The following is a 21,897-nucleotide window of genomic DNA, read 5'->3' as shown; positions in this document are numbered from 1 at the left end:
AAGTCATCGCGCCGTGATGTCGCGCATGCCGCGGGTGCCAACAGCGAGACAGACCAGCAGGGCGATGAGCACACCTGCGAAACCGGTCATCGCGATTCGGGTGTCGACGAATTGGGTCGCGACGCCCATGCCGACCACCGGAAGGATCAACCCGGCGTTGCCGAGGACGAATAGTCCAGCTATTGCCTCGCCACGGTTCGCGGCGGCGGCGGTGCGCACGGTGCGGGCGACGGCGGACTGGATCAGGACGCCGGCTCCGGCTCCGCTCCCCACGCCCGCTGCCAGGAACAGCGGCAGATTGCCCGCCAGCATGGCGGCGACCAGGAGGCCAAGCCCGGCGACGGCACCGATCAGCCCTGTCACGAGACGGGTCAGCACTGGCAACGCCATGGCCAGGTGCTGGGCGACGGGCGCGCTGGCAAACACCAAAAACACCACGCCGCCGGCCAATACGCGCGAAGTCTGCCCCAGCGTTCCGGCGAGGAAAACCGGGGCGAGCGAAGCGAACAAGCCGAAGGCTCCGAACGCGGCGAAGGTGCTGCCCGCCGCGACACCCCAGCCGAGCTTGGCTCCGACGATGGACACCCGCTGCGGGCGGTAGGTCGGTCGCAGCGACCGCGGCACGGACACAGTTTCCGGCACGAACCGAGCCAGCACCGCGATCACCAGGATCATGAACACCGCGAACGCCAAGTACGAGGTCCGCAACGGCCACGGAGCCCATTCGGCGAGCACGCCTGCCACCAGCGCGCCCACCCCGAGTCCGCCGATATTCGCTGCGGGCGAGGCGATTTCGAAGCGTTTCACCCCGTCCCGGGGTCGGGCAACCACGTGCAGCTCGTGCAGGTACGCGGTCGCCGTCGCGGTGATCGCGCCGACCCCCAACCCGGTGATCAGCCGCCCGGCGATCAACAGCGGCAGCTGTGGCGGCAGGATGAACACCACCGCGGCCAGCACCTCCGTGCCGAGCGCGAGGGTGAGCACCCGCCGTCTGCCGATCCAATCCGACACGTGCCCGACGGTGCACAGACTGACGATGACGCCGACGCCGTAGACGGCGAAAACGATGGTGAGCGTCAACGGAGACAGGCCGAGTTGTCGCGCGTAGAGCGGATAGAGCGGCGTCGGCACCGTCGAGAATGCCATGGCCGCGCAGAAGGCCGCGGTCACCAGCCAGAAGCCGGTGTTGTGCCTGCGGGAGTCCGGCTGTTCGGCGGACTTCTCCTGCTGGTCGAGGGACACAGTCGTCATCGCTTCGCACTCTTTTCCGAGGAATCGCGGCGGTCGGTCTGGCCCCGCCGACTCCATCCTCGAGCCAGCGAGCAGTCACGTCCAACGATTGATTCTTCTGCCAACTATCACTTTTTGAGATAGTTGACCGATGGAGCTCAGGCATCTCGAGTACTTCGTCGCCGTCGCCGAGGAACGCAGTTTCACCAGGGCGGCCGCGCGCCTGCACGTGGTGCAGTCCGCGGTCTCCGCAGCCATCAAGACGCTGGAACGGGAACTCCGCACCGAGATTCTCCGACGCACCTCCCGCGAGGTGGCACTGACCGAAGCCGGGGTCGCCCTGCTTCCCCGGGCGCGGGTGATCCTGGACAGCGTGCGCGAGACGGTCGATGCGATCGACGCGGTCCGTGGCACCGTCGGCGGCGAAGTCCGGTTGGGGTTGATGGCCTCGGTGCCTTGGCTCGACCTGCCCGCCGTGCTCGGCCGGATGCACGCGGAACACCCCGAGGTACGCCTGCGCTTGAGTCACCGGGCCGGCGGCTCCCGGGAGCTCGCCGCCGCCGTCGTCGCCGGGGAGCTGGACGTGGCGATCCTGTCCGAGCCCGGCCCGTTCGGCCGTAAGCTCCGGCTCACCGAACTGCGTTCCTTCCCGATGCGCCTGCTCGTCCCGTCCGCCCATCCGCTCGCCGAAAAACGTTCCGTGCGACTGGAAGAACTGGAGGGCGAGACATTCGTGGACCTTCAACAAGGCTTCGGCAGCAGAGCTGTGGTCGACCGCGCGTTCGCCGCGGCGGACCTGACCAGGAACGTCTCCATCGAACTCGGTGACGGCAGCGTCGTCGCCGACTACGTGCGTCAGGGGCTCGGCATCGCGATCCTGCCTGCGGCGTTCGCCCGCGCGGACCCGGCTGTCCGGTCCCTCGCCCTCACCGGAACCGACCTCGCCTGGCGCATGAGCCTGGCGGTGCCCCGGGACCGGGAACTCGGGACGGCGGCGAAGGTTTTGTCGACCATGGTGTTCGAAGCATTGGAGAGCACACCGGGCCAATAACAATCCGCTCGACTTCACACCCGGTCGGGGGGATCGCTTGTGTCGGGTTCCGTGGGAAAATGGGGAGCGAGCGACTCGGATTCTGCCGAAAACCGTTCGGAGTGAGCCGAATTCGAGAATGGGGGCCGGACTCCTTGTTAGGATCGGCGGATGTATCGAGCGTGGGGGACTGGCTACGTCCACGGCCGCGAGCCGTGCTGCTGAGGAACGCGCCGCGATGATCATTGTCAGAAGTACTGCGGAGCTACAGCGTGCCCTGGCGGAACCTCGCGCGCAGGGTAAAAGCATCGGCTATGTGCCTACGATGGGTGCGCTGCACGAGGGGCACCTGTCGCTGGTCCGTGCGGCGAAGGGGCGGGATGACGTGGTGGTGGCGTCTATCTTCGTGAATCCGCTGCAATTCGGGCCGGACGAGGACTTCGACACCTATCCGCGGGACGAAGTACGGGACCTGGCCCTCTGCGAGAAAGTCGAGGCCGACATCGCGTGGTTGCCGACGGCGGATGAGCTGTTCCCGCCCGGTTTCGGGTTGACGGTCGCGGTGCCTCGGCTGTCGGGTGTGCTGTGTGGCGAGGGGCGGCCGACCCACTTCGCCGGCGTCACCACCGAGATGTCGAAGATTCTGATTCTGCTCGCGCCGACGGCGGTGTATTTGGGGGAGAAGGATTTTCAGCAATTGGTGGTGCTGCGGGCGGTGGTCCGCGACCTGGGGTTGCCGCTCAAGGTGCGGGCTGTGTCGACCGTGCGGGAGTCGGACGGTTTGGCGCTCTCATCGAGAAATGCCTACCTTGCTGAGGCCGAGCGGCCGATCGCGGCGTCGCTGTTCCGGGTCTTGTCGGAGCTCGCGCCGAAGCTGCGCGCCGACACCGGGGCGGTTGCCGCGCTGCTCGCCGAGGGGCGTGCGGCCTTGACGGAGGCCGGCGTACAGCGGATCGACTACCTGGAGCTGGTCGACGGCGAGACGCTTGACCCGGTCCGCGTGGCGGGCTCCGGCAACCGGCTGGTGGCGGCGATGTGGGTCGGAAGTACTCGCCTGATCGACAACGTGGCGGTATAGGCGTCCTGGAAGATAAGTGGGGCGTCCGGGGGCGCGGGAGGCGACTATGGACATGATGACGGAGCTGCTGGAGGCCGTATCGGCCGATGTCGCGGCGCGCCGGATACCGGGCGCGGTCCTCGCGATCACGGAGCACGGGTCGTTGATCGACTTCCAGGCCGTCGGCACCCTCGATCCGGACAGCTCGCGACCGATGCCGGGCGACGCCATTTTTCGCATCTACTCGATGACGAAGGTCTTCACCGCGCTGACAACGCTGCTGATGGTGGCCGAAGGCCGGCTCCGATTGGCGGATCCGGTCGCTGAGTGGCTGCCGTACTTCACCGACACCCGCGTCGAGGAGGCAGGCGCACTGCGACCGCCGAGGCGACCGCTGCTGGTCGAGGACCTGATGCGACAGACGGCGGGCATCGGCGGCGGCTATCACACCTCGGCGAACATCAAACCGTACTACGAGCAGGCTGAGCTGCAGAAATACGACCATCGGTCCGAGCTACCGACTTTGGACGAAGTCGTGCGGAAAGTGGCGTGCCAGCCGCTCGCCGCCGATCCCGGGACCGTGTGGGAGTACGGCATGGCCATGGATGTCCTCGGCCGCATCCTCGAGGTAGCCGACAACCGGCCACTCGACGAGATCGTCGATCAGCGGGTCTGCCGCCCACTTGGCTTGCGCGACACCGGATTCAGTGTCCGGGCAGCGGATCTGGACCGCGTCGCGCAGCCGTTCGTCACACCGCCCGGACTCGTGACGCACCAGGAACGACCGGCCTGGCTGTCGGCCGGGTCGGGCGGCTATTCCACCGCCATCGACTTCGCAAAGCTGTTGTGCGCGTTGGCTCCTGACGACGACGGCCGACTTGCCATTCCGGCTCTGGGCCCCATCACTCGGCACCTTTTCTTCGATCAGATCGGGCCGCTGGCCGGTGGCGGCCCCGACTACATCCCGGGTCCTGGCTACGGTTTCGCCTACGGTCTGCACGTACCGAGCAGCGATCCGACCTGGGAGGCGCTCGACCCGCACGCCCAGACTGTCGGCTGGTTGGGTCGCGCCGCCACCAGCTTCGTGCACCACATCCCCAGCGGCGTGGGCGCGGTCCTGATGACCCAGTGCTACGGGCGAGCCGTCCACTATCGGGATCTGGTCCGTTCGATCGTGACGCGACACCAGGCCACGTCATGGACGTAGCCGACGAACCGGTTGTCCGAGTTGCGGGCTTACGCAAGACGTACGGCTCTGTAGTCGCGTTGAACAACGTAGACATAGCGATCGGGCGCGGCGAGATCTTCGGCCTTCTCGGCCGCAATGGTGCGGGAAAATCGACTGCTCTCGACATCATTTGTGGCCTGGTGAAGCCGACCGCGGGCCGGGTGGAGGTATTCGACACCGACGTGCGCAGGCACGGCAGACGGCTGCGTCGCCGCATCGGCTATGTCCCGCAAGACAATACGGTCTACCTGGCGATGACGGTATGGCAGAACCTGCATTTCGCCGCGGTGGTGCGCGGGATGCCCCGCGCCACCGCGCAGCGCAGCGCGGCCGAGGTGATGGAGCGTCTCGGGCTCGGTTCGATCGCGAATCGCGGCGGCGCGCACCTGTCCGGCGGCGAGCGCCGCCGACTGACGATCGGCATGGGAATCGTGCATTCGCCGCCGCTGATGGTTCTGGATGAACCGAGCACCGGCGTCGACATCGACTCTCGTCACGCCATCCACCACCTGCTCAGAGAACTACGCGGCGAAGGCTCGACCATCCTCTACACGACCCACCACCTGGACGAGGCCGAAATCCTTTGCGACAGAATCGGTGTGCTCGATGACGGGTCCATCCTGGTCACGGCCGACGTGAAAAGCTTTGTCGCCGAACATGCCAGCCCGTACTGCGAGATCGTCAGCGACGAGGCGGTTGCCGTGGCGGCTCTCCTGCGCGATGCACTGCCTGAGAGTGGTATTACGGTGCACGGCAGGCGTGTTCGGGTCGGAACGCCGCAAGCCGACCTGTTCCCCACGATCGTCCGGCTGCTCGACGAGAGCAATCTCCCGATCAAGGATGTGCGCGCGGTTCCGATCTCCCTGGAAAACGCGTTCCTGCAGGTCATTGAGCGTCAGCTATGACGATCACCTGGGCTTTCCTCCGAAAAGAGCTGGCGACCTGGCGTCAGGACCCCACCCTGTTCGTCTTCCTCTTCGCCGCCCCGCTCCTGATGCAGGCCCTGCTCAGCGACGCCTTCGCCGGAATCACCGGCGGCGCGGGGGCGAACCAGACGGTCCCCGGCTTCACGATCATGTTCGGCTTCTACGTCATGATGTTCATGGGCACCTCGCACTACCGCGAACACGCCTCCGGGGCATGGAGTTTGGTACGAACCAGCGGCCTGTCCAGGGGAGTGATGGCGATCCAGCTCGCGATCCCCTACTTCATCCTCTCGACCGTGCAGATGGCGCTGCTGATCGTCACCGGGCGAATCCTGTTCGGCGGCAGCATCAACGGATCGCTACTCGCCCTGGTAGTCCTCATCCTGACCATCGCCTGGACCGCCATCGCCCTCGGCCTGGTGCTGATCTCGCTCACCCGCAACGTCTCGGCCATGCAAAACCTTTGCCAGCTGGTCGTTCTCGGCATGGGTGCCGTCGGCGGCGCGGTGGTGCCGGTCCGGCTGATGCCCGCGTGGAATCGTCCGCTCGCCCCGCTGACCCCGCAGTACTGGGCGGTGGACGGCATGAAAAGTGTGCTCGCGCAGCACGGCGGCCTCGCGAGCATCGCGCCGAACCTGCTCGTGCTCAGCGGGTGGGCGAGCGTCCTATCGATCATCGCGACGTTCGCCTTCGACCCGGGCAGCCAGCGTCGCGTCGCCATTCGCTGAGGCCGGAATCGTAGCAGTACCAAGGTAATCGGAGGTGTCTCACATGGGAGAGTCCAGCGGACGGGTTATCCAGTCGTGGTCGCGGCAGGGTGTGGAACCGCCACCGAGAATCGTCGGCGGCGACGGCTGCCGCTTCTTCGACGCCGCCGGACGGTCCTACCTCGACTTCGGCTCCCAACTCGTCAACGCCAACCTGGGACACAGTCGCACCGAGGTCCAAGAGGCCGTGCAGAAGCAGGTGGCCACCGCGGCGACGCTTGGGCGCCCATGGGATATCGAGGTGGTCGAGGAGTTGGCGGATCGCCTCGCCGAGGTCACGCCGGGTGACCTCAACTCATTCTTCTTCGCCTGCAGCGGAACTGAAGCCAACGAGGCCGCGATCCGGCTGGCCCGGGCCTACACCGGCCGCAGCAAGGTCATCGCGCGCTACCGCTCGTATCACGGCAGTACGGCGGGTGCGCTCACGCTGACCGGTGAGCCGCGCCGGTGGGTCGGCGAACCCGGAATGCCTGGCGTAGTACGGATGCTCGACCCGTACACCTACCGTTGCCCGGCGGGCCATCCCACGCCGTGCCCGGTGTGCTCGGGCGCGCCGCATCTCAGGGAACTGCTCCAGTACGAAGGCGCGGAGAATGTGGCGGCGGTGATCATCGAGCCGGTCACCGGCATCAACGGTGTGATCGTCCCGCCCGACGGTTACCTGCGGGCGATCCGCGAGGTGTGCACCGAACACGGCATCATGCTGATCTTCGACGAGGTGATGACCGGATTCGGCCGCACCGGAAGCTGGTTCGCCTGCGACCGCTGGGACGTCGTCCCCGATATCATCACCTGCGCCAAGGGGTTGACCGCCGGTTATCTGCCCCTCGCGGCCGTCGCCGTCAGCGACCGGCTGTCCGGCTGGCTGCAGGACTCGGTCTTCCCCTACGGCTTGACCCACAGCGCCCACCCCGTCGCCTGCGCGGCAGCGGTCGCCGCGTTGGGCGTCTATCACAAAGAACGGCTCATCGAGCGCGCGGACCGGCTGGGACCGCTGATCGAGGCGGAACTTCGCAAGCTGGCCGACCGGCATCCCTCGATCGGCGATATCCGCGGCAGCGGCTGTTTCTGGGGCCTCGAACTGGTCATCAACCGCGCGACCAAGGAGCCGCTCGTGCCGTTCAACCCCGACAGTGCGGCCGCCGAACCGATGACGCGGCTGACCGCCGAGGCCTTCCGTAACGGCCTGTACCTGCTCACCCACTGGAACCTCATCCTGGTGTGCCCGCCGCTGATCATCGATGAAGCGGAGATCCGGGAAGGCATGGCGTTGTTGGATGATGCCTTGCGCATTGCCGACGAATACGTCGTCAGCAACGGATGATGCGGCATGGCAGGCAAGGTTTCGATCTGTGAGCTCGTCGCGAAGTCGGCGGCGGAACGGCCGCTGGAATGCGCCGTAGTAGTCTGCGGCTTCACCGCTGCCACCAGCGATGAGATCACTTGGCGCGCACTCGTGACCAGCATGCACGAGCGGGCCGACGCCTACCGCGAGAGCGGCCTCGGCTCGGGAGACGTTGCCGCGGTGGCGCTTCCGCCGGGCATCGGTCACGTCGTGGCAACGCTGGCGCTGTGGGAGATAGGCGTCGCGGTGATCCCGGTGGACCACCGATGGCCGGATGCGGCGAAGCGCGACATCGTCGACCGCTATCCGCGCGGCTGGGTGGTCGAAGGTAGCGATCTGGACCTGATTTCCTATCATCAACGTGGAGAACCGAATTCGAATCTCCCGACAGATGGACTGCCGAGATCGGTGTCGTTGTCCGGCGGCACCACCGGCGTGCCCAAACTCATCGTCAGAAACCGTCCGTGGGCCTACCCCGAGTCGGGACCGCTCAGTAGCAAGGAGCGCGACCGGGGAATGGCCTACGGCCAGACCCAAATCGTCGGACTCCCGCTCTACCACGCGGGTTTCGGCGCGCTCTACCACGGACTCGCGCTGGGCCACCGCATCATCATCCCGGGTAACGCGTCGCCCAAGCTGTTCCTGGAGCTGCTCAAATCCGAACGGGTGGAGGTGTTTCGGACCGTGCCCGCACAGCTGGGCACGCTCATCGAAGCGTCCGGCATGGACAGCAGCTGGTTCGCCTCGCTCCGACTGGTCGTGCACACCGCCGCGCGGTGCCCGGAGTCGGTGAAACGCCGCTGGCTGGAACTGGTCGAACCGACCAGGGTGTACGAGGAATACGGCAGCGTCGAACGGATCGGCGTCCTCAGCATCCGCGGGGACGAGTGGCTGGCGCATCCCGGCTCCGTCGGACGCCCGAGCCACTGTTCGATTCGGATCTTGGACGAGTTCCGGCAGGAGGTGCCGGTCGGTACCACCGGGGAGCTGTTCATGTCCGACGAGAATGCCGGGCAGCCAACGTATCTCGGCACCGGTCCGAAACTGGCGGAGTCGGCGGGGCATTTCAGCGTCGGCGACCTCGCGTGGCAGGATGCCGAAGGCTACGTGACGTTCGTCGGACGCAAGGACGACGCCATCAACGTCGGTGGCGTCAAGGTCTTTCCGCGCGACATCGAACGAGTCCTGGAACGCAACACCGCCGTCCGCGATGTCCGCGTCCACGCCATGCCCGATCCCGCGCTCGGCGAGGTCGTGTATGCCGAGGTCAGCCTGAATGGTAGTGACGCGGAACAGGTCTCGGACGAACTGTGGCGCAGCTGCCGCGCGGAGCTGACCAGAGCCCAGACACCACGGGCTATCGAGATCGTCGACGACGTGCACCGGACCCCGTCCGGCAAACTGCGGCGAAAGGACTGAGCATGCAGGACCGAATATGGGTGGTCGTCGGCCGCGTCTGCGGCACCGGCTACACCGAACCGACCGCGAACTTCTACGAACTCGGCGGCGACTCACTACTCGCCGGTGAGCTGATGTCCGCGCTGCGTGCGGAATTCGCCACCGAGCTCCCGATGAACCTCTTGTTCGAGGCGCCCGACATGGGCACCTTTGTCAAAGACGCGGTACTGCTTGTCGATTCGTAGGCTCAGCGCGGCGGCTCATAGCGGCCGTCGATAGCGGTCCAGCCGCCATCGACGTACAGCATCGTCCCGGTGACGAAGCTGGACGCGTCCGCCGCCAAAAAGGCGACCGCCCCGGCGATTTCGCTCGGCTGCGCCCACCGGCCGAGCGCACTCTTCGACGCGTACGCCTCCTGCCACTCCGGCACCGAGAAGATCGGGTCGGTCAGCGGGGTACGCACCACCCCGGGCGCCACCGCGTTCACCCGGACTCCGGCCGGACCGAACTCCGCGGCCGCCCCGCGAATCAGCTGGAGCAGCGCCGCTTTCGTCGCCGCGTACACGGCCTGCCCGGGTTCCACCGTGATGGCCCGGATCGAGGACATCCCGATAATCGAACCACCCCCGCGCGCGACCATGCCCCTACCGAACGCCCGCAGAATGTGGAAGGCGCCGCGCAGGTTCAGGTCGACGACGGAATCGAATTCGTCCACCGCGTAATCGAGCAGCCGCTTGCGGACGTTGCGCCCGGTGGTGAAGACGAGCACGTCCAGCTCCGGCAGCGTGGCGGCGGCCGCTTCGACGGCGTCCGCATCCCGCACATCCAGCTGGATGGCGGTGGCAAGCCCGCCCAGCTTGGCGGTCTCCTCGGCCCGCTCGAGGTCGATGTCGGCACACACCACCTCCGCGCCGAGCGCCCCGAGGGCGAGCGCCGATTCGCGCCCGATGCCGCTGCCCGCGCCGATCACGAGGGCGCGTTTTCCTTCGAGCCGAAAAAGCGTCTGATAGTTGGGATTGGCATCCGGTTCGGCGGGCATCAGTTCGTCCTAACCTTGCTGTAGGGGGTAGGGGAGCGTGACGGTCTTGATGGTGCTCATCTCCCGGATGGAATAGGGGATGCCCTCGCGGCCGATACCGCTGGACTTTACGCCGCCGAACGGGATGTGCGGCGAATCGAAATGCGGTCCCGCATTGAGGTTTACGGCGCCGACCCGGAGCGCCTCGGCGATCTTGGTGAACTGGCCGACGTCGGCGGTGATCACGCCGGCCTGCAACCCGTACCGGGTCCCGTTGGCGACCCGGATCGCTTCCGCCGTGTCGGCGACCCGGATGACCGGTGCCACCGGACCGAATGTCTCCTCGACCACCAATTCGGCGTCGGCGGGCACCTGATCGAGCACAGCGGGCGTGATGAGCGAACCGCGCCGATCCCCGCCGTACCGCAGTTTCGCGTTCGCGGCCACCGCGTCGGCGATCCGTCGTTCCACGGTGACGGCCGCGTCCTCGCTGATGAGCGGCCCGACATCGGTCGCCGGATCGAGCGGGTCGCCCGCCCGTTTGCGCCGAGCCTCCTCGACCAGCCCGGCAACGAGCTCGTCGGCCACGTCACCCACGACGATCACCCGCTTGATCCCGCGACAGGACTGTCCGGCGGTAGCGAAGGCACCCTGGCCCGCCAATTGCACCGCGAGGCCGAGATCGGCATCGGGCAGCACGATCAGCGGATCGTTTCCGCCCAGTTCCAGCAGGACCTTCTTGCCCGCCGCCGCCCGCGACACCGTCAGCCCGGTACTCGCCGAACCGGTGAAGGTGACCATGTCGACGTCCGGATGACTGGCGAGCGCGGAACCGATGACACCGGGCTCACCCGTTGTGACAACCAGGTTTTCGGGCGGAAGCCCGGCCTCGAGCAGGATCTCGGCGAAGGCCAGGGCCGTAAGCGGGGTCTTCTCCGAGGGTTTCAGCACGACCGCGCAGCCTGCGGCCACGGCAGGCGCCACCTTCACGACGACCTGATTGAGTGGCCGGTTGAACGGCGTGATCGCCGCGACGATCCCGATCGGCTCGAAGAGGGTGAGCGCCAACCGATCCTGGCCCGGCACCGGGATGCTCTCGCCACGCAGCCGCTCGGTCTCGGTCGCGGCGACGACGAGGTTGGCGGCGGCCCGCTCGGTCTCCTTGCGTGTCTCGGCAATACACACGCCGGACTCGCGAGAGATCAGTTCGGCCAGCTCGCCGGATCGCGCCCGGATCAGATCGGCCGTGGCACTGAGGATCGCGGCCCGCCGGTCCGCCCGCAGCGGTCGCCAGGCCGCGCGCAGGCTCCGCACCGCCTCGTCCAGCTGAGTAACGGTGTCGCGCGCGACCACGCCGACGCTCTCCCCGGTCCAGGGGTTACGCACGGTGAGTTGATCGAATGCGGGCTGTAATGCGCCGTCACGAAACATGATTCACGTCCTCGAGGTTCGTGTTCACGAAATCCCGGAACCGCCTCGCCACCTCCGACGGACCGACCGACGGGCGGCCCAGCTTCGCGATCGATCCCGGTCGGATCATCAGATAGATGAATGTCGGCCCGTGCTCGACCTGCGCGGCCTTGACGGCGTCGCCGAATTCGGCCAGGTCGGCACAGTCGTACACGCGGGCATATCCGCAAGCCCGCGCCAAGGCGGGGAAGTCGACCTGACCGGCCAGGCTCAGCTGACCACCGGTGGAGTCGTGAACTCTGTTGTCCAGCAATACATGTACCAGGTTGGCCGCACCGTGCGCTCCGACGGTTGCCAGCGTGCCCAGCCGCATGAGCGCCGCACCGTCCCCGTCGATGACGACCACGGGTCGAGGAGTGTGCCGCGCTACTCCGAGCCCAACGGCACTCGCCGATCCCATCGCACCGACCAGATAGAAATGCTGCGGCCGGTCGGCCAGTACATACAGCTCACGACTGGTTTTACCGGTAGTCGACACCACGGCAGCCGAATCGACGAGCGATCCGAGCAGGCACTCCAGCGCCGCCATCCGGGCAGGCGCATCCCGGTCCTTGCGCGAACGGCTGACCGTCGCCACCACCGGAGCAGGCAGCGGTGGCTCTGCCAATTGCTCCGAGTTCAGCACACCATCACGCAGTATGAACGCGAAAGGCTGTTGTTCCCGGTTCATTTCGGCCCAACCGGCATCCAGGCACGCATCCAGTTCAGTGGCCTCATCGGGCACCACCGCGTGACCGACCCGCAGGATATCCAGCAGCCCGGGCATGATCGTCCCCATCAGCTCGTGCTGCGGCTCGTCCGGGTGTCCCGGCTCCCCGCGCCAGCTGACGATCAACGGAACCGGAATGCGCCCAGGGTAATTGAGCGACGTCAACGGATTGACCATGTTGCCGAGGCCCGAATTCTGGGCGATGACACACGCGGTGGCGCCGGCCAGCCAGCTGCCCGCGGCGATCGCCACCGCCTCACCTTCCTGCGTCACCGGCAGATACCGCGCGGCAGACCCGGACGCCACCCGGTTGATGAGCGGGGTCAGGTACGAGCAAGGCACGCCGACAACATCGGCCACGCCCCGCCCGACGAGCCCGCCGAGCAGTTCGCCGGCGTCGATCACGAATCCACCCACTTCTTCGCCAACGCCGCGTAGTGCGCCTCATCGACCTCCAGGTCCTGATAACCCATGAGCGCGAACACTTCTGCCAGCGAGGCGATATTCGGCTCCACCGCCGTCGCCCCGTCGGCGAGTAGCGCCCGGCACACCTCCCGCATCGCCGCCACCGCCGCCCGCATGGCCTGGTTGGCCCAGATCACCGCGCCGATGCCCAGCTCGGCGAACGTCGCCTTGGGGACCGTGTGATAGGTGGTCGGCGCGATCACCAACGGCAGTCGAGCATCCCATTCCCTGGTGAACTCGGCGATCTCGTCGATGGTTCGTTGCCGCGAGTGAATGAAGATGGCGTCTGCCCCCGCTTGCCGATACGCCTCGGCCCGCCGCAGCGCCTCGGGCATCCCGGCCCCCGCGATGAGCGCCTCGGTCCGCGCGACGAGCACGAACTCGGCGTCCACCTTGTCCCGGCAGGCCGCGATCTTGGTGCACATCTCACCGATCGGCGCCAGCGGATGGCTGTCCCCGAAGTAGGAGTTCATCTTGGGAAAGACCTTGTCCTCCATACAGATCCCCGCCGCGCCGATCTGCTGGGCCCGCGCGGCGACCCGCCGTGCGGTATTGAAATTGCCGTAGCCGGTGTCGGCGTCGACGAGCACCGGCACCCCGCCGCCCTCGACCACCCGCGCGGCGAGATCGAGCAGTTCGCCCCAGGACACCTCGTCGCTGTCCCGGGCACCCAGCGCGGTCGACATGCACAGGCCGGAGGCCCATACCCCGGTGAACCCGGCCTCCGCCGCGATGCGGGCGCTGAGGCCGTCGTGCGCCCCCATGAGGTAGCACGGCTCGGGTTCGGCCAGCAGCTTGCGCAACCGCAGACCGGCCGCGAACTCCGCCGGTGATCCGGTCTGAACAGGGAAGTTCTCTATCACGTGCACTGCCTCTCGGATCAGGTCACTCGGCCTTCGGCGGGCGGTGGCCCGCCGGCCAGAACGTTGGCGACTCCCTCGGCGATCCGGCGTCGGCAACTGCGCTCGGATTCCACCGACAGAAACGCGCGGTGTGCTGACACCACCACGTCGTCCCGGGTCAGCAGCTTGCGCGCGGTCGGATCGTCGTTGGGATCCTCGGGCGTGAACACGTCCGAGGCGAAACCGCCGAGCCGGCCCGCGTCGAGTGCCGTGAGCACGGCGGCCGGGTCGACCAGCCGACCTCGGGCGGTGTTGACGAGGAAGGCGCCGGGCCGGACGTCGGCCAGTGCCGTGGCGTCGATGAGCCGGTCGGTCTCGTCGGTCAGGGCCGCGTGGATCACGACTGCGTCTGCGGCGGAGAATAATTCGGCCAGATCGGTGGCGGCGGTGACGCCGTATCCGGCCATGAGATCGGCCGACACGTACGGGTCGAAGGCGATGACCCTCGGGTAGAACGCCTGCAGTTTTCGAGCGGTCGCGCGGCCGATGCGGCCGAACCCGATGATGCCTGCGGTACGCGTCCCGACCCGCCGCGGCACGCCGCCCGCGTGGATGTTCCACTGGCCGGACTTGACCAGTCGGTCCTGCGTGCAGACGCTGCGTTCCAGCGCGAGCAGCAGGGCGAGGGTGTGCGTGCTGACCTCGTCGACGCAGTAGTCGGGGACGTTGAACGACACGATGCCGGTGCCGGCCAGCAGCGGGGCGTTCAGGTTGTCGATGCCGACTCCGCTGCGGGCGATGACCCGGCAGTTCGGCCCGACCGCCTCTAGGAGCTCCGGGGTGACCTGGCAGCGGTAGATCACCAGGGCGTCGGCGCCGCGCACGTGATCGTGAAAGTCCCGGCCCGTCACCAGGTATCGACTGTCGAACAGCCCTAAACGCAGGTCGATCTCGTTGCCGAAGACCGCTCGTTCGATGTCGGCCCGTTCGAGATCCGGTCGGCCCGAATCATCAAGGGCCCAGGCAGGATCGGTATAGACGACACGCAATCTTTGCTCCCCTGGTGACGCGAAGTGGATCTCAAGAGTCGTAACCCCAGCCGCGGTTGTCCCGGCGGCCGCGCCGCAAAGTGGACACCGCGGCATAGGTATTGGTCAGCTCGTACAGGTCGAGGTAACCGAGATGTCGTCCGGAACCCAGCTTGATCAGCGCACCGTCGCCGGACCATCGATGGGACACGAAGGGGGCCACCCAGGCCGACGCGTCGACCGCCAACTCGGCGTGTTCTTCGCGCCCGTCGGCACCGGTCCAGTGCAGCGTCGGCGATCCGGCGGTCACGAGGTAATGCGACTCGGCTGGTTCGGACAGGCTCGTGCCGCTGTCACCGGCCACGCGCAGGAAGAGTCCGGTGAGGTCGGGCAAGTGCGGGGCGGAAGCCATCGATGTGACCTGATAGCCCTGGAAGTTTCGTGTCTCCGCGCGACACTCTTCGATGTCCTTGAATGTCTTGCCCACCGCGTCGTGCCTGCTCGCGGGCCGGATCAGCAGCCGGTAGTCGAACCCGAGCGTTGTCCCGAGCGCGCGCAACAACTCGGCTGTGCCCTCGTCGAGGGCCGCGACCAGATCGGTTTCGAGCACGCCCAGCTTTGTCGCGGCCGACTCGATGGTGTGCCCGCGCCGGGCGAGCAGCAGGGTGGCCACCTTCTGCGGTGTCAGGGTTTCGTCGAGCCAGCCGAGCATCGCGTTTGCGGCGGGATCGGACCAGTCGTTGACGTCCTCCATGAGCCCGGCGAGTGCGGATTGGCCTGTGTAGGAGACGATTCGGGCCGGAACGTCGGAGGCCAGCGAGTAGCTGTGCGGGCAGTAGGACGGCTCGACGTAGGAGTCGCCGACGATCCACTCGTCGGCCTCGGCGTTGGCATGGATCACCTGCCAGGTCGCCTCGGTGAGCTCCGCGCCCCATCGCCCGTGAATATCGCCGGGACCGAGATTGATGGTGATCGCCGGTTCCAGATGCCCATTGTTCAGGGCGGGCACGCGGTCGGCGGGACACAGAATGTCGAGAATGACCGGCGCGACCGCACCTTGCGGCGCCGCCATTGTGTAGTAGTTGTAGAAATGAATGCCGTCGCGCTGAATGGGCCGCCGGGTGTCGCGCAGTTCCTGCGCGGTGCGGACCAGCACGGTCAGCTCGGCGCGGCCGCTGGCGATCAGCTGTTCGGGCGTGATCTGCAGCGCGCGAGCCAGCGCATCGGCGATCTCGTCGGGCCAATCGTCGGCGCCTGCCAGCAACTTCTCCAGGTGGGCGTGGTCGATGCCGACGGTTTCGGCTACCTGTCCGGTGGTCACCTTCCTGGTGTTGAGCCAGTGCATGACCTTGTAATTGTCAACGCGCATAATCCCTCTCCGCAGTCCCGGCCAGCAGGCGCGTCAGGGCCGCCACATCCACGCGGCGGGGGTTGTTGCCCGCGCGATCGTAAGCGAGTGCTTCGGTGGCGATCCGGGTTGCGTCGTGGCGAATGTCGGGGGCCGGTGGCAGCGCTGGTGAGCGTGCCAGCTGCTCGATCTTGCGGGCCAGCGCCTCGACGCTGTCCGTGCCCGCCGCACGCACCACCCGGGTGATGGCGCCGCGCACGCGCGGGGCGCCGCGCGGGTCGGTGCAGTCGTCGTCGACGAGTGCGTTGTACCGCAGCACCGAACCCAGCGTGAGTCCGCACGCGTGGCCGTGGCCGAGTCCGTGGCGCAAGGTCAACGAGTACGACATCGCATGGCACACAGTGGTTCCCGCGATGGCGATCGCGCGTCCGGCGAGGTGTCCGGCGAGCAGCGCGGCGTGGCGTTCGGTCGAGCCCAGGTCATCCGTTGGCCGGTCGAGCAGCTCGGCCGACAGGGCCCAGGCGGTGGCGCCCAGCCATTCGGATTGCTCGTCGGCGCGGATCGACCACGCGCCCTCCAGGCCCTGCGCGAGGGTGTCCAGCAGGCAGCTGACGAAATGTGCTTCGGGGAGGCCGATCAGGAGATCGGGGTCGAGCACGGCCGTCACGGGCAGCAGGGCGGACCCGCGCAGGGAGAGCTTGCGGCCCTGATCCCGGTGCCAGATGGTGGCGAACGGTGTCGCCTCGGCTCCCGTTCCCGGCGTCGTCGGTAGCGCGATGACCGGTGGCACGCCTGCGGCGTGCGCTTCTTCTGCGCAGGCCCGCACCACCGACTCGGGGCTGGGATCACGTGTGATCGACAGCGCCGCAGCGGCTTTGCCCGCATCCATGACGCTGCCACCGCCCACCGTGACGACCACGTCGGCGCGATGCGCCCGCACCTGGCGAGCCAGCTCCGCCACGGATTCCGGTGTCGGCAAACCCGATTGGACGACCAGGCGCAGCGGAAACGCCCGCAGTGCCGCCAGCAGCGGTTCGGACCAGCTGCGGACCGCGAAACCACTACCCGCGATGACGATTACCCGCGGGGCCGTCGTCCCGGCCGCGGCGGTCACCACCTCGGTGGCGACCTCGGCGGCCTGCACCCCGACCATCGTGCGAGGCGAGTCCAGCAGCACGGTGCTGCGCCGAACTTCGGCGGCATCCATCGACCACCTGCCTCCATCGAGATCCCAGTGACTACCGCATGGCACCTCGATACGGACGCCGGCAGCACGTCGGGCAACCCTGCGTCGGCCGGCATACCGGCCCACGAAACAGGGCGGTCCCGATGATCTCCCCCCGGAGCTCGGACGCGGTGTTTTGCGTGAATACACGGTACCGTAGGCCCGGTGAATATCGGCGAATATCAGAGTTCGTCGTCGCCCCGGCTCTCGGGGTCACCGCAACACGCACGGCGCCGAAGGTGTGACAGATGACTGATGGCTACCGCGCGCAGGTGTCCCGAAACCAGTTGAGGTTCGGGACGATTGCGCAGTCATATGCGAGCGGACAGGCGCGCCGCCTCGACGGGGAACTGCTGGCCGAGATGCTCCGCCCGCTGGCTTTCGAGCGGGTCCTCGACGTGGCCACCGGAACCGGTGCCGCGGCCGCCGTCGCGGCGAAAGTCGCTGTGCGCGCGACGATCGTCGGCGTCGACTCGTCGGTCGAGATGCTGCGGCAGGCGCGCGCCAATGACGGTGGGGGCCAGGCGAATCTGGTCGTCGCCCTGATCGAGGAGCTGCCTTTCCCGGACGGCACATTCGATCTCGTCATGTGCACGCGGGCGCTGCACCACGTTCAACGCCCGGACATCGTCGTCGCCGAAATGGCGCGGGTGGTGCGACCGGGCGGGCAGGTCATCGTCGCGGACAATGTGACCGGGCTGTCCGGTGCGGCGCACGACCGGCTCGAGGCGATCCAGCGGGTCAGAGACCCGGGGCACGCCACCACGCTCTCCGAGAGCCAGATCATCGAACTGTTGCGCGCCAACGCCTTGGACGTGATCGAAGGCCACCGCACCACCAGTTTCCGGCCGCTGGACGAATGGCTCGACGACGGCGGCGCCGGGGCGGCCGAAGCGGTCGAAATCCGGCGACAGTTGTTGGCACTCGGGCAGATTGACGACGGCGACACCTTCGGGACGAGCGTCGTGACGGCGGACGGCGAGGTGCGCGGACTCCGGCAGGCCATGTCGTGGATCAGGGCGGAACGAAGCGGCGCGATATAGCACGGGACACCAGCGGGCGTCGTAGCATGGACAGACTTGACGCCTGGGGGTCACACAGTGGACATCTCTTCGCTGGATGCCGGAATAGACGAGCGGGAACTCATCGAGTTCACCCAGCAGCTCGTGCGGACCCACACGCTGCACGAGGAGGGCAGAGGCGAGCGCGCCGTCGCCGATTTCCTGCTCGGCAAGATCAGCGACTGGGGCTGGCGCGCCGAGCTTTTCGACGCCGGTGGCCGCCCGAATATCGTGGTGACCCTGACCGGCGGCGGTGGGGACGGCCCGACGCTGGCCTTCGAGGGGCATCTGGACGTGGTGGCCGAAGGCGAGCTCGACCAGTGGACCGTCGACCCCTACGGCGGTGAGATCCGCGACGGGAAGCTCTACGGACGTGGTTCCGCCGACATGAAATCGGGCGTCGCGGCAATGCTGTACGGGACAAGGGCATTGCAGCTGGCCGGCCCGTTCCCCGGCCGGGTTCGGCTGCTCCTGCTGGCCGACGAGGAGGGGATGATGACGGGGGCCAAGACGGCGGTGGCCAACGGATTCGTCCAGGACGTCGACGGAGTGATCTGCTGTGAGCCCGAAGGCGATGAGGTGTGCCCGATCTCGAAGGGCGCGATCCGGCTCCGCGTGGATTTCACGGGCGTGATGAGTCACGGCGCGATGCCGTGGCAGGGCCGGAACACGTTGCCCGCCATGGCCCGGGTGCTGCTCGGCCTGGAAACACTCGAAAGCACGTTGATCCAGGAGGTGGGCAACCGGCCGCCGCTCGGCGCTCCCTCGATCACGCCCACGGTGGTGCGGGCGGGGACCGCGGACCAGATGAACACGATCACCGGGACGAGCGCGCTCTACCTGGATGTGCGGACCGTCCCCGGCGTGGACCACGAGACGTTGCTGAAGCGGATCGGCGAGTGCGTCGATACCGCGGCGCGCGACTGTGCGATCGGCTCGGCGGTCACGGTGATCGATGATCGACCGTGGGTCGAAACAGGCTCGGACACACCACTTGTCACCGCGCTGGTCCGAGCGCACGAGGTCGTCAACGGTGTCCGGCCCAGCCTCGGCGGCGTGCCCGGCACGACCGACGGCACCATCCTGACGCATTTCGGCGGAGTCCCGAGTGTGGTGTACGGGCCGGGCGGAAAGTGGATCGCGCACATGGCCGACGAGTGGGTGGCGGTGCGTGACTTGAAGCGGTACGCGTTGACGTATGCCGTTGCGGCACATGACTTCCTGCATCAAGGTTCGCGATGGTGAGCCTGCCGGGGGAGATCAGGCTGCCCTTGACGCCGGGGCAGCATCTGCTGGATTTCCTGGAGTCGATCCGGCCCGGCGGCGCGGCGGAGGCGTTCAATATCTCGTTCCGGCTGGCGATCGATGGGCCGCTCGATCGGAATCGGTTGTTCGACGCCATCACCCAGTGTGTCGAGCGACATGAGGCGCTGCGCACCGCCGTGGTCCGCGGCAGGGGGATGGCCGAGCAGGTCATCGGTTCCGCCGCCGAACCCGAGCTGACCGTGACACCTACCGCCGCGCGGACCTGGGACGAGCCTGAAATCGACAGGGTGCTGGTCGAATACAACAACGCGCCGTTCGACCTCGCGCATCCGCCGCTGCTGCGGGTGCTGCTGCTGGAGAACGCCGCGGCGGAGCGGCGGCTGCTCCAGGTGACGGTGCACCACAGCGTGTCCGACGCCTGGTCGCTGGAGGTGCTGAAGCGCGATATCGGGCGGTGCTATCGCGCGGCCGCCGGGCTCGAGCCGAAACCCACGCCACCCGAGGTGAACTATCGGCAGATCGTCCTCGACGAGCTGGCCGCACTGGAAACACCAGAGGCGGACGCGGCCCGCGCTTTTTGGCCGGAATACATTGGCTCCCTGGAGATATTGCAGATATCCGGAGCAGTCGAGGCGCAGGATCATCAGGCGATCACCTCCCGTGGTGATCGTGGCTTGACGCCACCGGAAATCGCCGCGGTCCGCGCGCTGTCCGGCAAGCTCCGGGTGACGCCGTTCATGGTGATCGCCGCGGCTTACGGCCTCACGTTGGGCCACCTCGGTAATTGCGACGCGTACCTGATGCCCACCTTCAGTCACGGGCGGCGGGATCCGCGGTTCCACCAGTCGGTGGCCATGCTTTTCAACCCCTTCATGCTCGAGTTCCGGTGGTCGCCGGACATGGCGTTCGCCGATCTCGTCGCATCGTTCAAGCAGAGCTGTCTGAAGGCCTACCAATTCCAGTGGTATCCGTTCATCGAGGTGCTCGAGGTCTGTCCGGAACTGTCCGTCGCGATGATCGATCCGAACAGCGCGCTTTTTCCGGTGCAGATGCTGAATGTCCCGAAGACCGAGGTCGGTGCGGCACTGTTCGGACCCGATTGCGTGGCAGCGGATTACGCACTGCACCGGACGTCGGTGGGGAATGTGCTCCCGATCGACGGCCTGCTCACGATCAAGGCAACCCAGGAGGCGATGGCGATGACTTTCAATGCGGCACAGCGGTTATGGAACGACGAACTGGCCGCCGCCATGTGCGCGACGATCATCGATTTATGCCTCGAGGCTTCGGCGGATCCCGGTGTTCCTCTGCGGCAGTTGGCCGGCACGATTAATCGCCGCTTCGACAGCACTGCGTGGAGCCTCTGATGGGCTCGCGAGTTGCCGTCGTCGACGGCGCGAACGGATACGTCGCCAGTAATACGATCTGCGAGATGCTCAAGCGTGGCATCCGGGTGAAAGCCCTTGCCCGAGGGGCGCGAATCCGAGTTCCCGAGGCCCTCGACTCGGCCACTGTCAACGACGGGGAGACGCCACCCGACCGCACGAACCTCGAGACCTATGACTGCGAATTGACCCAGGAGTACCTGGGCATCGATGACGTCGAAGCGGCCACGATCTTCGCGGAACCTTGCGATTTCTGGCATTTCGCTGCCGCGGTCGACCTCTCGCCGAACCGGCCTGCCCTACTCCAGGACGTGAATACCAAGGGAACCGAGCGGGCACTGCAGCTGTTCGTCAAACACTCCCAGCCGGGTTCTCGATTCTTTCTGATCAGCACCGCCTACGTCGGCGGGGTCTCGGATACCCCCACCGAGGAGAACTGGCTGCCGGTCACCGACGACACCCGGTTCCGGACGGTGTACGAGGCGACCAAACGCGGCGGTGAACTGGTTTTCCGCGATTTCGTGCAGGAGTACGGTGTCACCGGCGCGGTATTCCGGCTCGGGCAGGTCGTCGGGTCATCCAAAACCGCCCACACCACCTCGGATTTCGGCATTTACAACTTCATGTCGAATATGCGGCGGGTAGCGCAACGCTTCCCCGGCGGCGATGCCGCGGTCCAAATAGGCGGTGACGCGACACTAAACCTCGTCCCCATCGACATTACCGTGGAATGGCTGCTAGCCCTGTCCGAGGTCGACGACCTACCGCGGATCGTCAATCTGACCGACCGAGTCGGCGTCCCCGCTGCGAAAACGATCGAAATGATCGGCACCGGCGTCGGCCTGACGCTGCGCCCGGTCACCCCGGAAAATTGGGACGACGGCACCCTCACAGTCCTCGACAGAGCAGTGGCCACCCGCATGGCGTACACCGGAAAATACCTCCTCGAACGCATCGAATTCGACCGCCGCAACCTGGAATCGGCCATTCAGGTCCCGGACGCGGTCTGCGATCTAGGTCTCGTCGAACGGCTGATCACCTGGTACCTGAAGTGAGCGGGTTGTCGGCGGATTCGCCGTTCGTGCATACTGTGCGCATG

General features: G+C 67.0%; 20 protein-coding genes. 12 read left to right on the top strand and 8 right to left on the bottom strand.

Annotation, left to right across the window (positions count from 1 at the left end):
• Positions 1 to 3: 3 nt before the first annotated feature.
• Positions 4 to 1,251, bottom strand: a complete 1,248-nt coding sequence (locus ACFWF1_RS23145; protein ID WP_379287259.1) for an MFS transporter — start codon at positions 1,249 to 1,251, stop codon at positions 4 to 6.
• 130 nt (positions 1,252 to 1,381) lie between these two features.
• Here ACFWF1_RS23145 and ACFWF1_RS23140 point away from each other — a divergent pair, with 130 nt between their 5' ends.
• The 8 genes from ACFWF1_RS23140 to ACFWF1_RS23105 all read left to right on the top strand — a co-directional run bounded on the left by ACFWF1_RS23140 (position 1,382) and on the right by ACFWF1_RS23105 (position 9,226).
• Positions 1,382 to 2,281 (top strand): LysR family transcriptional regulator, encoded by a 900-nt coding sequence (locus ACFWF1_RS23140; protein ID WP_379287261.1) that lies wholly within the window; start codon positions 1,382 to 1,384, stop codon positions 2,279 to 2,281.
• A 118-nt stretch (positions 2,282 to 2,399) separates the two neighbouring features.
• A complete protein-coding gene (gene panC, locus ACFWF1_RS23135; protein WP_379287262.1) occupies positions 2,400 to 3,338 on the top strand; it encodes a pantoate--beta-alanine ligase in 939 nt (312 codons plus the stop codon).
• A 46-nt stretch (positions 3,339 to 3,384) separates the two neighbouring features.
• On the top strand, positions 3,385 to 4,524 hold the full coding sequence (locus ACFWF1_RS23130) for a serine hydrolase domain-containing protein (RefSeq protein ID WP_379287264.1): 1,140 nt from the start codon (positions 3,385 to 3,387) through the stop codon (positions 4,522 to 4,524).
• Positions 4,515 to 5,450: an ABC transporter ATP-binding protein gene (locus ACFWF1_RS23125; RefSeq protein ID WP_379287265.1), complete on the top strand. Its 936-nt coding sequence runs from the start codon at positions 4,515 to 4,517 to the stop codon at positions 5,448 to 5,450. The genes ACFWF1_RS23130 and ACFWF1_RS23125 overlap by 10 nt, the downstream gene beginning before the upstream one ends.
• The gene (locus tag ACFWF1_RS23120; protein ID WP_379287267.1) at positions 5,447 to 6,199 is read left to right on the top strand and encodes an ABC transporter permease; all 753 of its coding nucleotides are present in this window, start codon (positions 5,447 to 5,449) and stop codon (positions 6,197 to 6,199) included. The genes ACFWF1_RS23125 and ACFWF1_RS23120 overlap by 4 nt, the downstream gene beginning before the upstream one ends.
• Positions 6,200 to 6,242: 43 nt before the next feature.
• Positions 6,243 to 7,562: an aminotransferase class III-fold pyridoxal phosphate-dependent enzyme gene (locus ACFWF1_RS23115; RefSeq protein WP_379287268.1), complete on the top strand. Its 1,320-nt coding sequence runs from the start codon at positions 6,243 to 6,245 to the stop codon at positions 7,560 to 7,562.
• 6 nt (positions 7,563 to 7,568) lie between these two features.
• Entirely contained in the window at positions 7,569 to 9,002 is a 1,434-nt protein-coding gene (locus ACFWF1_RS23110; protein WP_379287270.1) for a class I adenylate-forming enzyme family protein, read from the top strand.
• Positions 9,003 to 9,004: 2 nt separating this feature from the next.
• On the top strand, positions 9,005 to 9,226 hold the full coding sequence (locus ACFWF1_RS23105) for a phosphopantetheine-binding protein (protein ID WP_379287271.1): 222 nt from the start codon (positions 9,005 to 9,007) through the stop codon (positions 9,224 to 9,226).
• Positions 9,227 to 9,228: 2 nt separating this feature from the next.
• Here the strand turns inward: ACFWF1_RS23105 and ACFWF1_RS23100 are convergent, their stop codons facing one another.
• The 7 genes from ACFWF1_RS23100 to ACFWF1_RS23070 are packed head-to-tail and all read right to left on the bottom strand — an operon-like array spanning position 9,229 to position 17,068.
• Positions 9,229 to 10,020 carry an SDR family NAD(P)-dependent oxidoreductase gene (locus ACFWF1_RS23100; protein WP_379287273.1) on the bottom strand — a complete coding sequence of 264 codons (792 nt, stop codon included), beginning with the start codon at positions 10,018 to 10,020 and terminating at the stop codon, positions 9,229 to 9,231.
• Between the two features lie 9 nt (positions 10,021 to 10,029).
• Positions 10,030 to 11,430 (bottom strand): aldehyde dehydrogenase family protein, encoded by a 1,401-nt coding sequence (locus ACFWF1_RS23095; protein ID WP_379287275.1) that lies wholly within the window; start codon positions 11,428 to 11,430, stop codon positions 10,030 to 10,032.
• Positions 11,420 to 12,583, bottom strand: coding sequence for a phosphonopyruvate decarboxylase (gene aepY / locus ACFWF1_RS23090; protein WP_379287277.1), 1,164 nt, complete (start codon positions 12,581 to 12,583; stop codon positions 11,420 to 11,422). The genes ACFWF1_RS23095 and aepY overlap by 11 nt, the downstream gene beginning before the upstream one ends.
• Positions 12,580 to 13,506, bottom strand: coding sequence for an isocitrate lyase/phosphoenolpyruvate mutase family protein (locus ACFWF1_RS23085; RefSeq protein ID WP_379287278.1), 927 nt, complete (start codon positions 13,504 to 13,506; stop codon positions 12,580 to 12,582). Before ACFWF1_RS23085 ends, aepY begins: the two co-directional genes overlap by 4 nt.
• Positions 13,507 to 13,523: 17 nt before the next feature.
• Entirely contained in the window at positions 13,524 to 14,534 is a 1,011-nt protein-coding gene (locus ACFWF1_RS23080) for a C-terminal binding protein (RefSeq protein ID WP_379287280.1), read from the bottom strand.
• Positions 14,535 to 14,565: 31 nt separating this feature from the next.
• Positions 14,566 to 15,882: a histidine kinase gene (locus tag ACFWF1_RS23075; protein WP_379287281.1), complete on the bottom strand. Its 1,317-nt coding sequence runs from the start codon at positions 15,880 to 15,882 to the stop codon at positions 14,566 to 14,568.
• Entirely contained in the window at positions 15,872 to 17,068 is a 1,197-nt protein-coding gene (locus tag ACFWF1_RS23070; protein ID WP_379287282.1) for an iron-containing alcohol dehydrogenase, read from the bottom strand. Before ACFWF1_RS23070 ends, ACFWF1_RS23075 begins: the two co-directional genes overlap by 11 nt.
• Positions 17,069 to 17,334: 266 nt before the next feature.
• On the opposite strand from ACFWF1_RS23070, the gene ACFWF1_RS23065 reads away from it, so the two are divergent.
• From ACFWF1_RS23065 to ACFWF1_RS23050, 4 genes are read left to right on the top strand one after another with little or no spacing between them, the layout of a single operon-like run.
• On the top strand, positions 17,335 to 18,129 hold the full coding sequence (locus ACFWF1_RS23065) for a class I SAM-dependent methyltransferase (protein WP_379287284.1): 795 nt from the start codon (positions 17,335 to 17,337) through the stop codon (positions 18,127 to 18,129).
• A gap of 57 nt (positions 18,130 to 18,186) precedes the next feature.
• On the top strand, positions 18,187 to 19,392 hold the full coding sequence (locus ACFWF1_RS23060) for a M20 family metallopeptidase (protein WP_379287285.1): 1,206 nt from the start codon (positions 18,187 to 18,189) through the stop codon (positions 19,390 to 19,392).
• Positions 19,386 to 20,780 (top strand): condensation domain-containing protein, encoded by a 1,395-nt coding sequence (locus tag ACFWF1_RS23055; protein WP_379287287.1) that lies wholly within the window; start codon positions 19,386 to 19,388, stop codon positions 20,778 to 20,780. Before ACFWF1_RS23060 ends, ACFWF1_RS23055 begins: the two co-directional genes overlap by 7 nt.
• The gene (locus ACFWF1_RS23050) at positions 20,780 to 21,853 is read left to right on the top strand and encodes an SDR family oxidoreductase (RefSeq protein WP_379287288.1); all 1,074 of its coding nucleotides are present in this window, start codon (positions 20,780 to 20,782) and stop codon (positions 21,851 to 21,853) included. Before ACFWF1_RS23055 ends, ACFWF1_RS23050 begins: the two co-directional genes overlap by 1 nt.
• The last annotated feature ends 44 nt before the right edge of the window (positions 21,854 to 21,897 follow it).

The sequence above is a fragment of the Nocardia sp. NPDC060255 genome, assembly GCF_042727395.1.
In the GTDB taxonomy this organism is placed as follows: Bacteria; Actinomycetota; Actinomycetes; order Mycobacteriales; family Mycobacteriaceae; genus Nocardia.
Note: the sequence above shows the minus strand (reverse complement) of the source record. Positions and strands in the feature narration are given on the sequence as shown.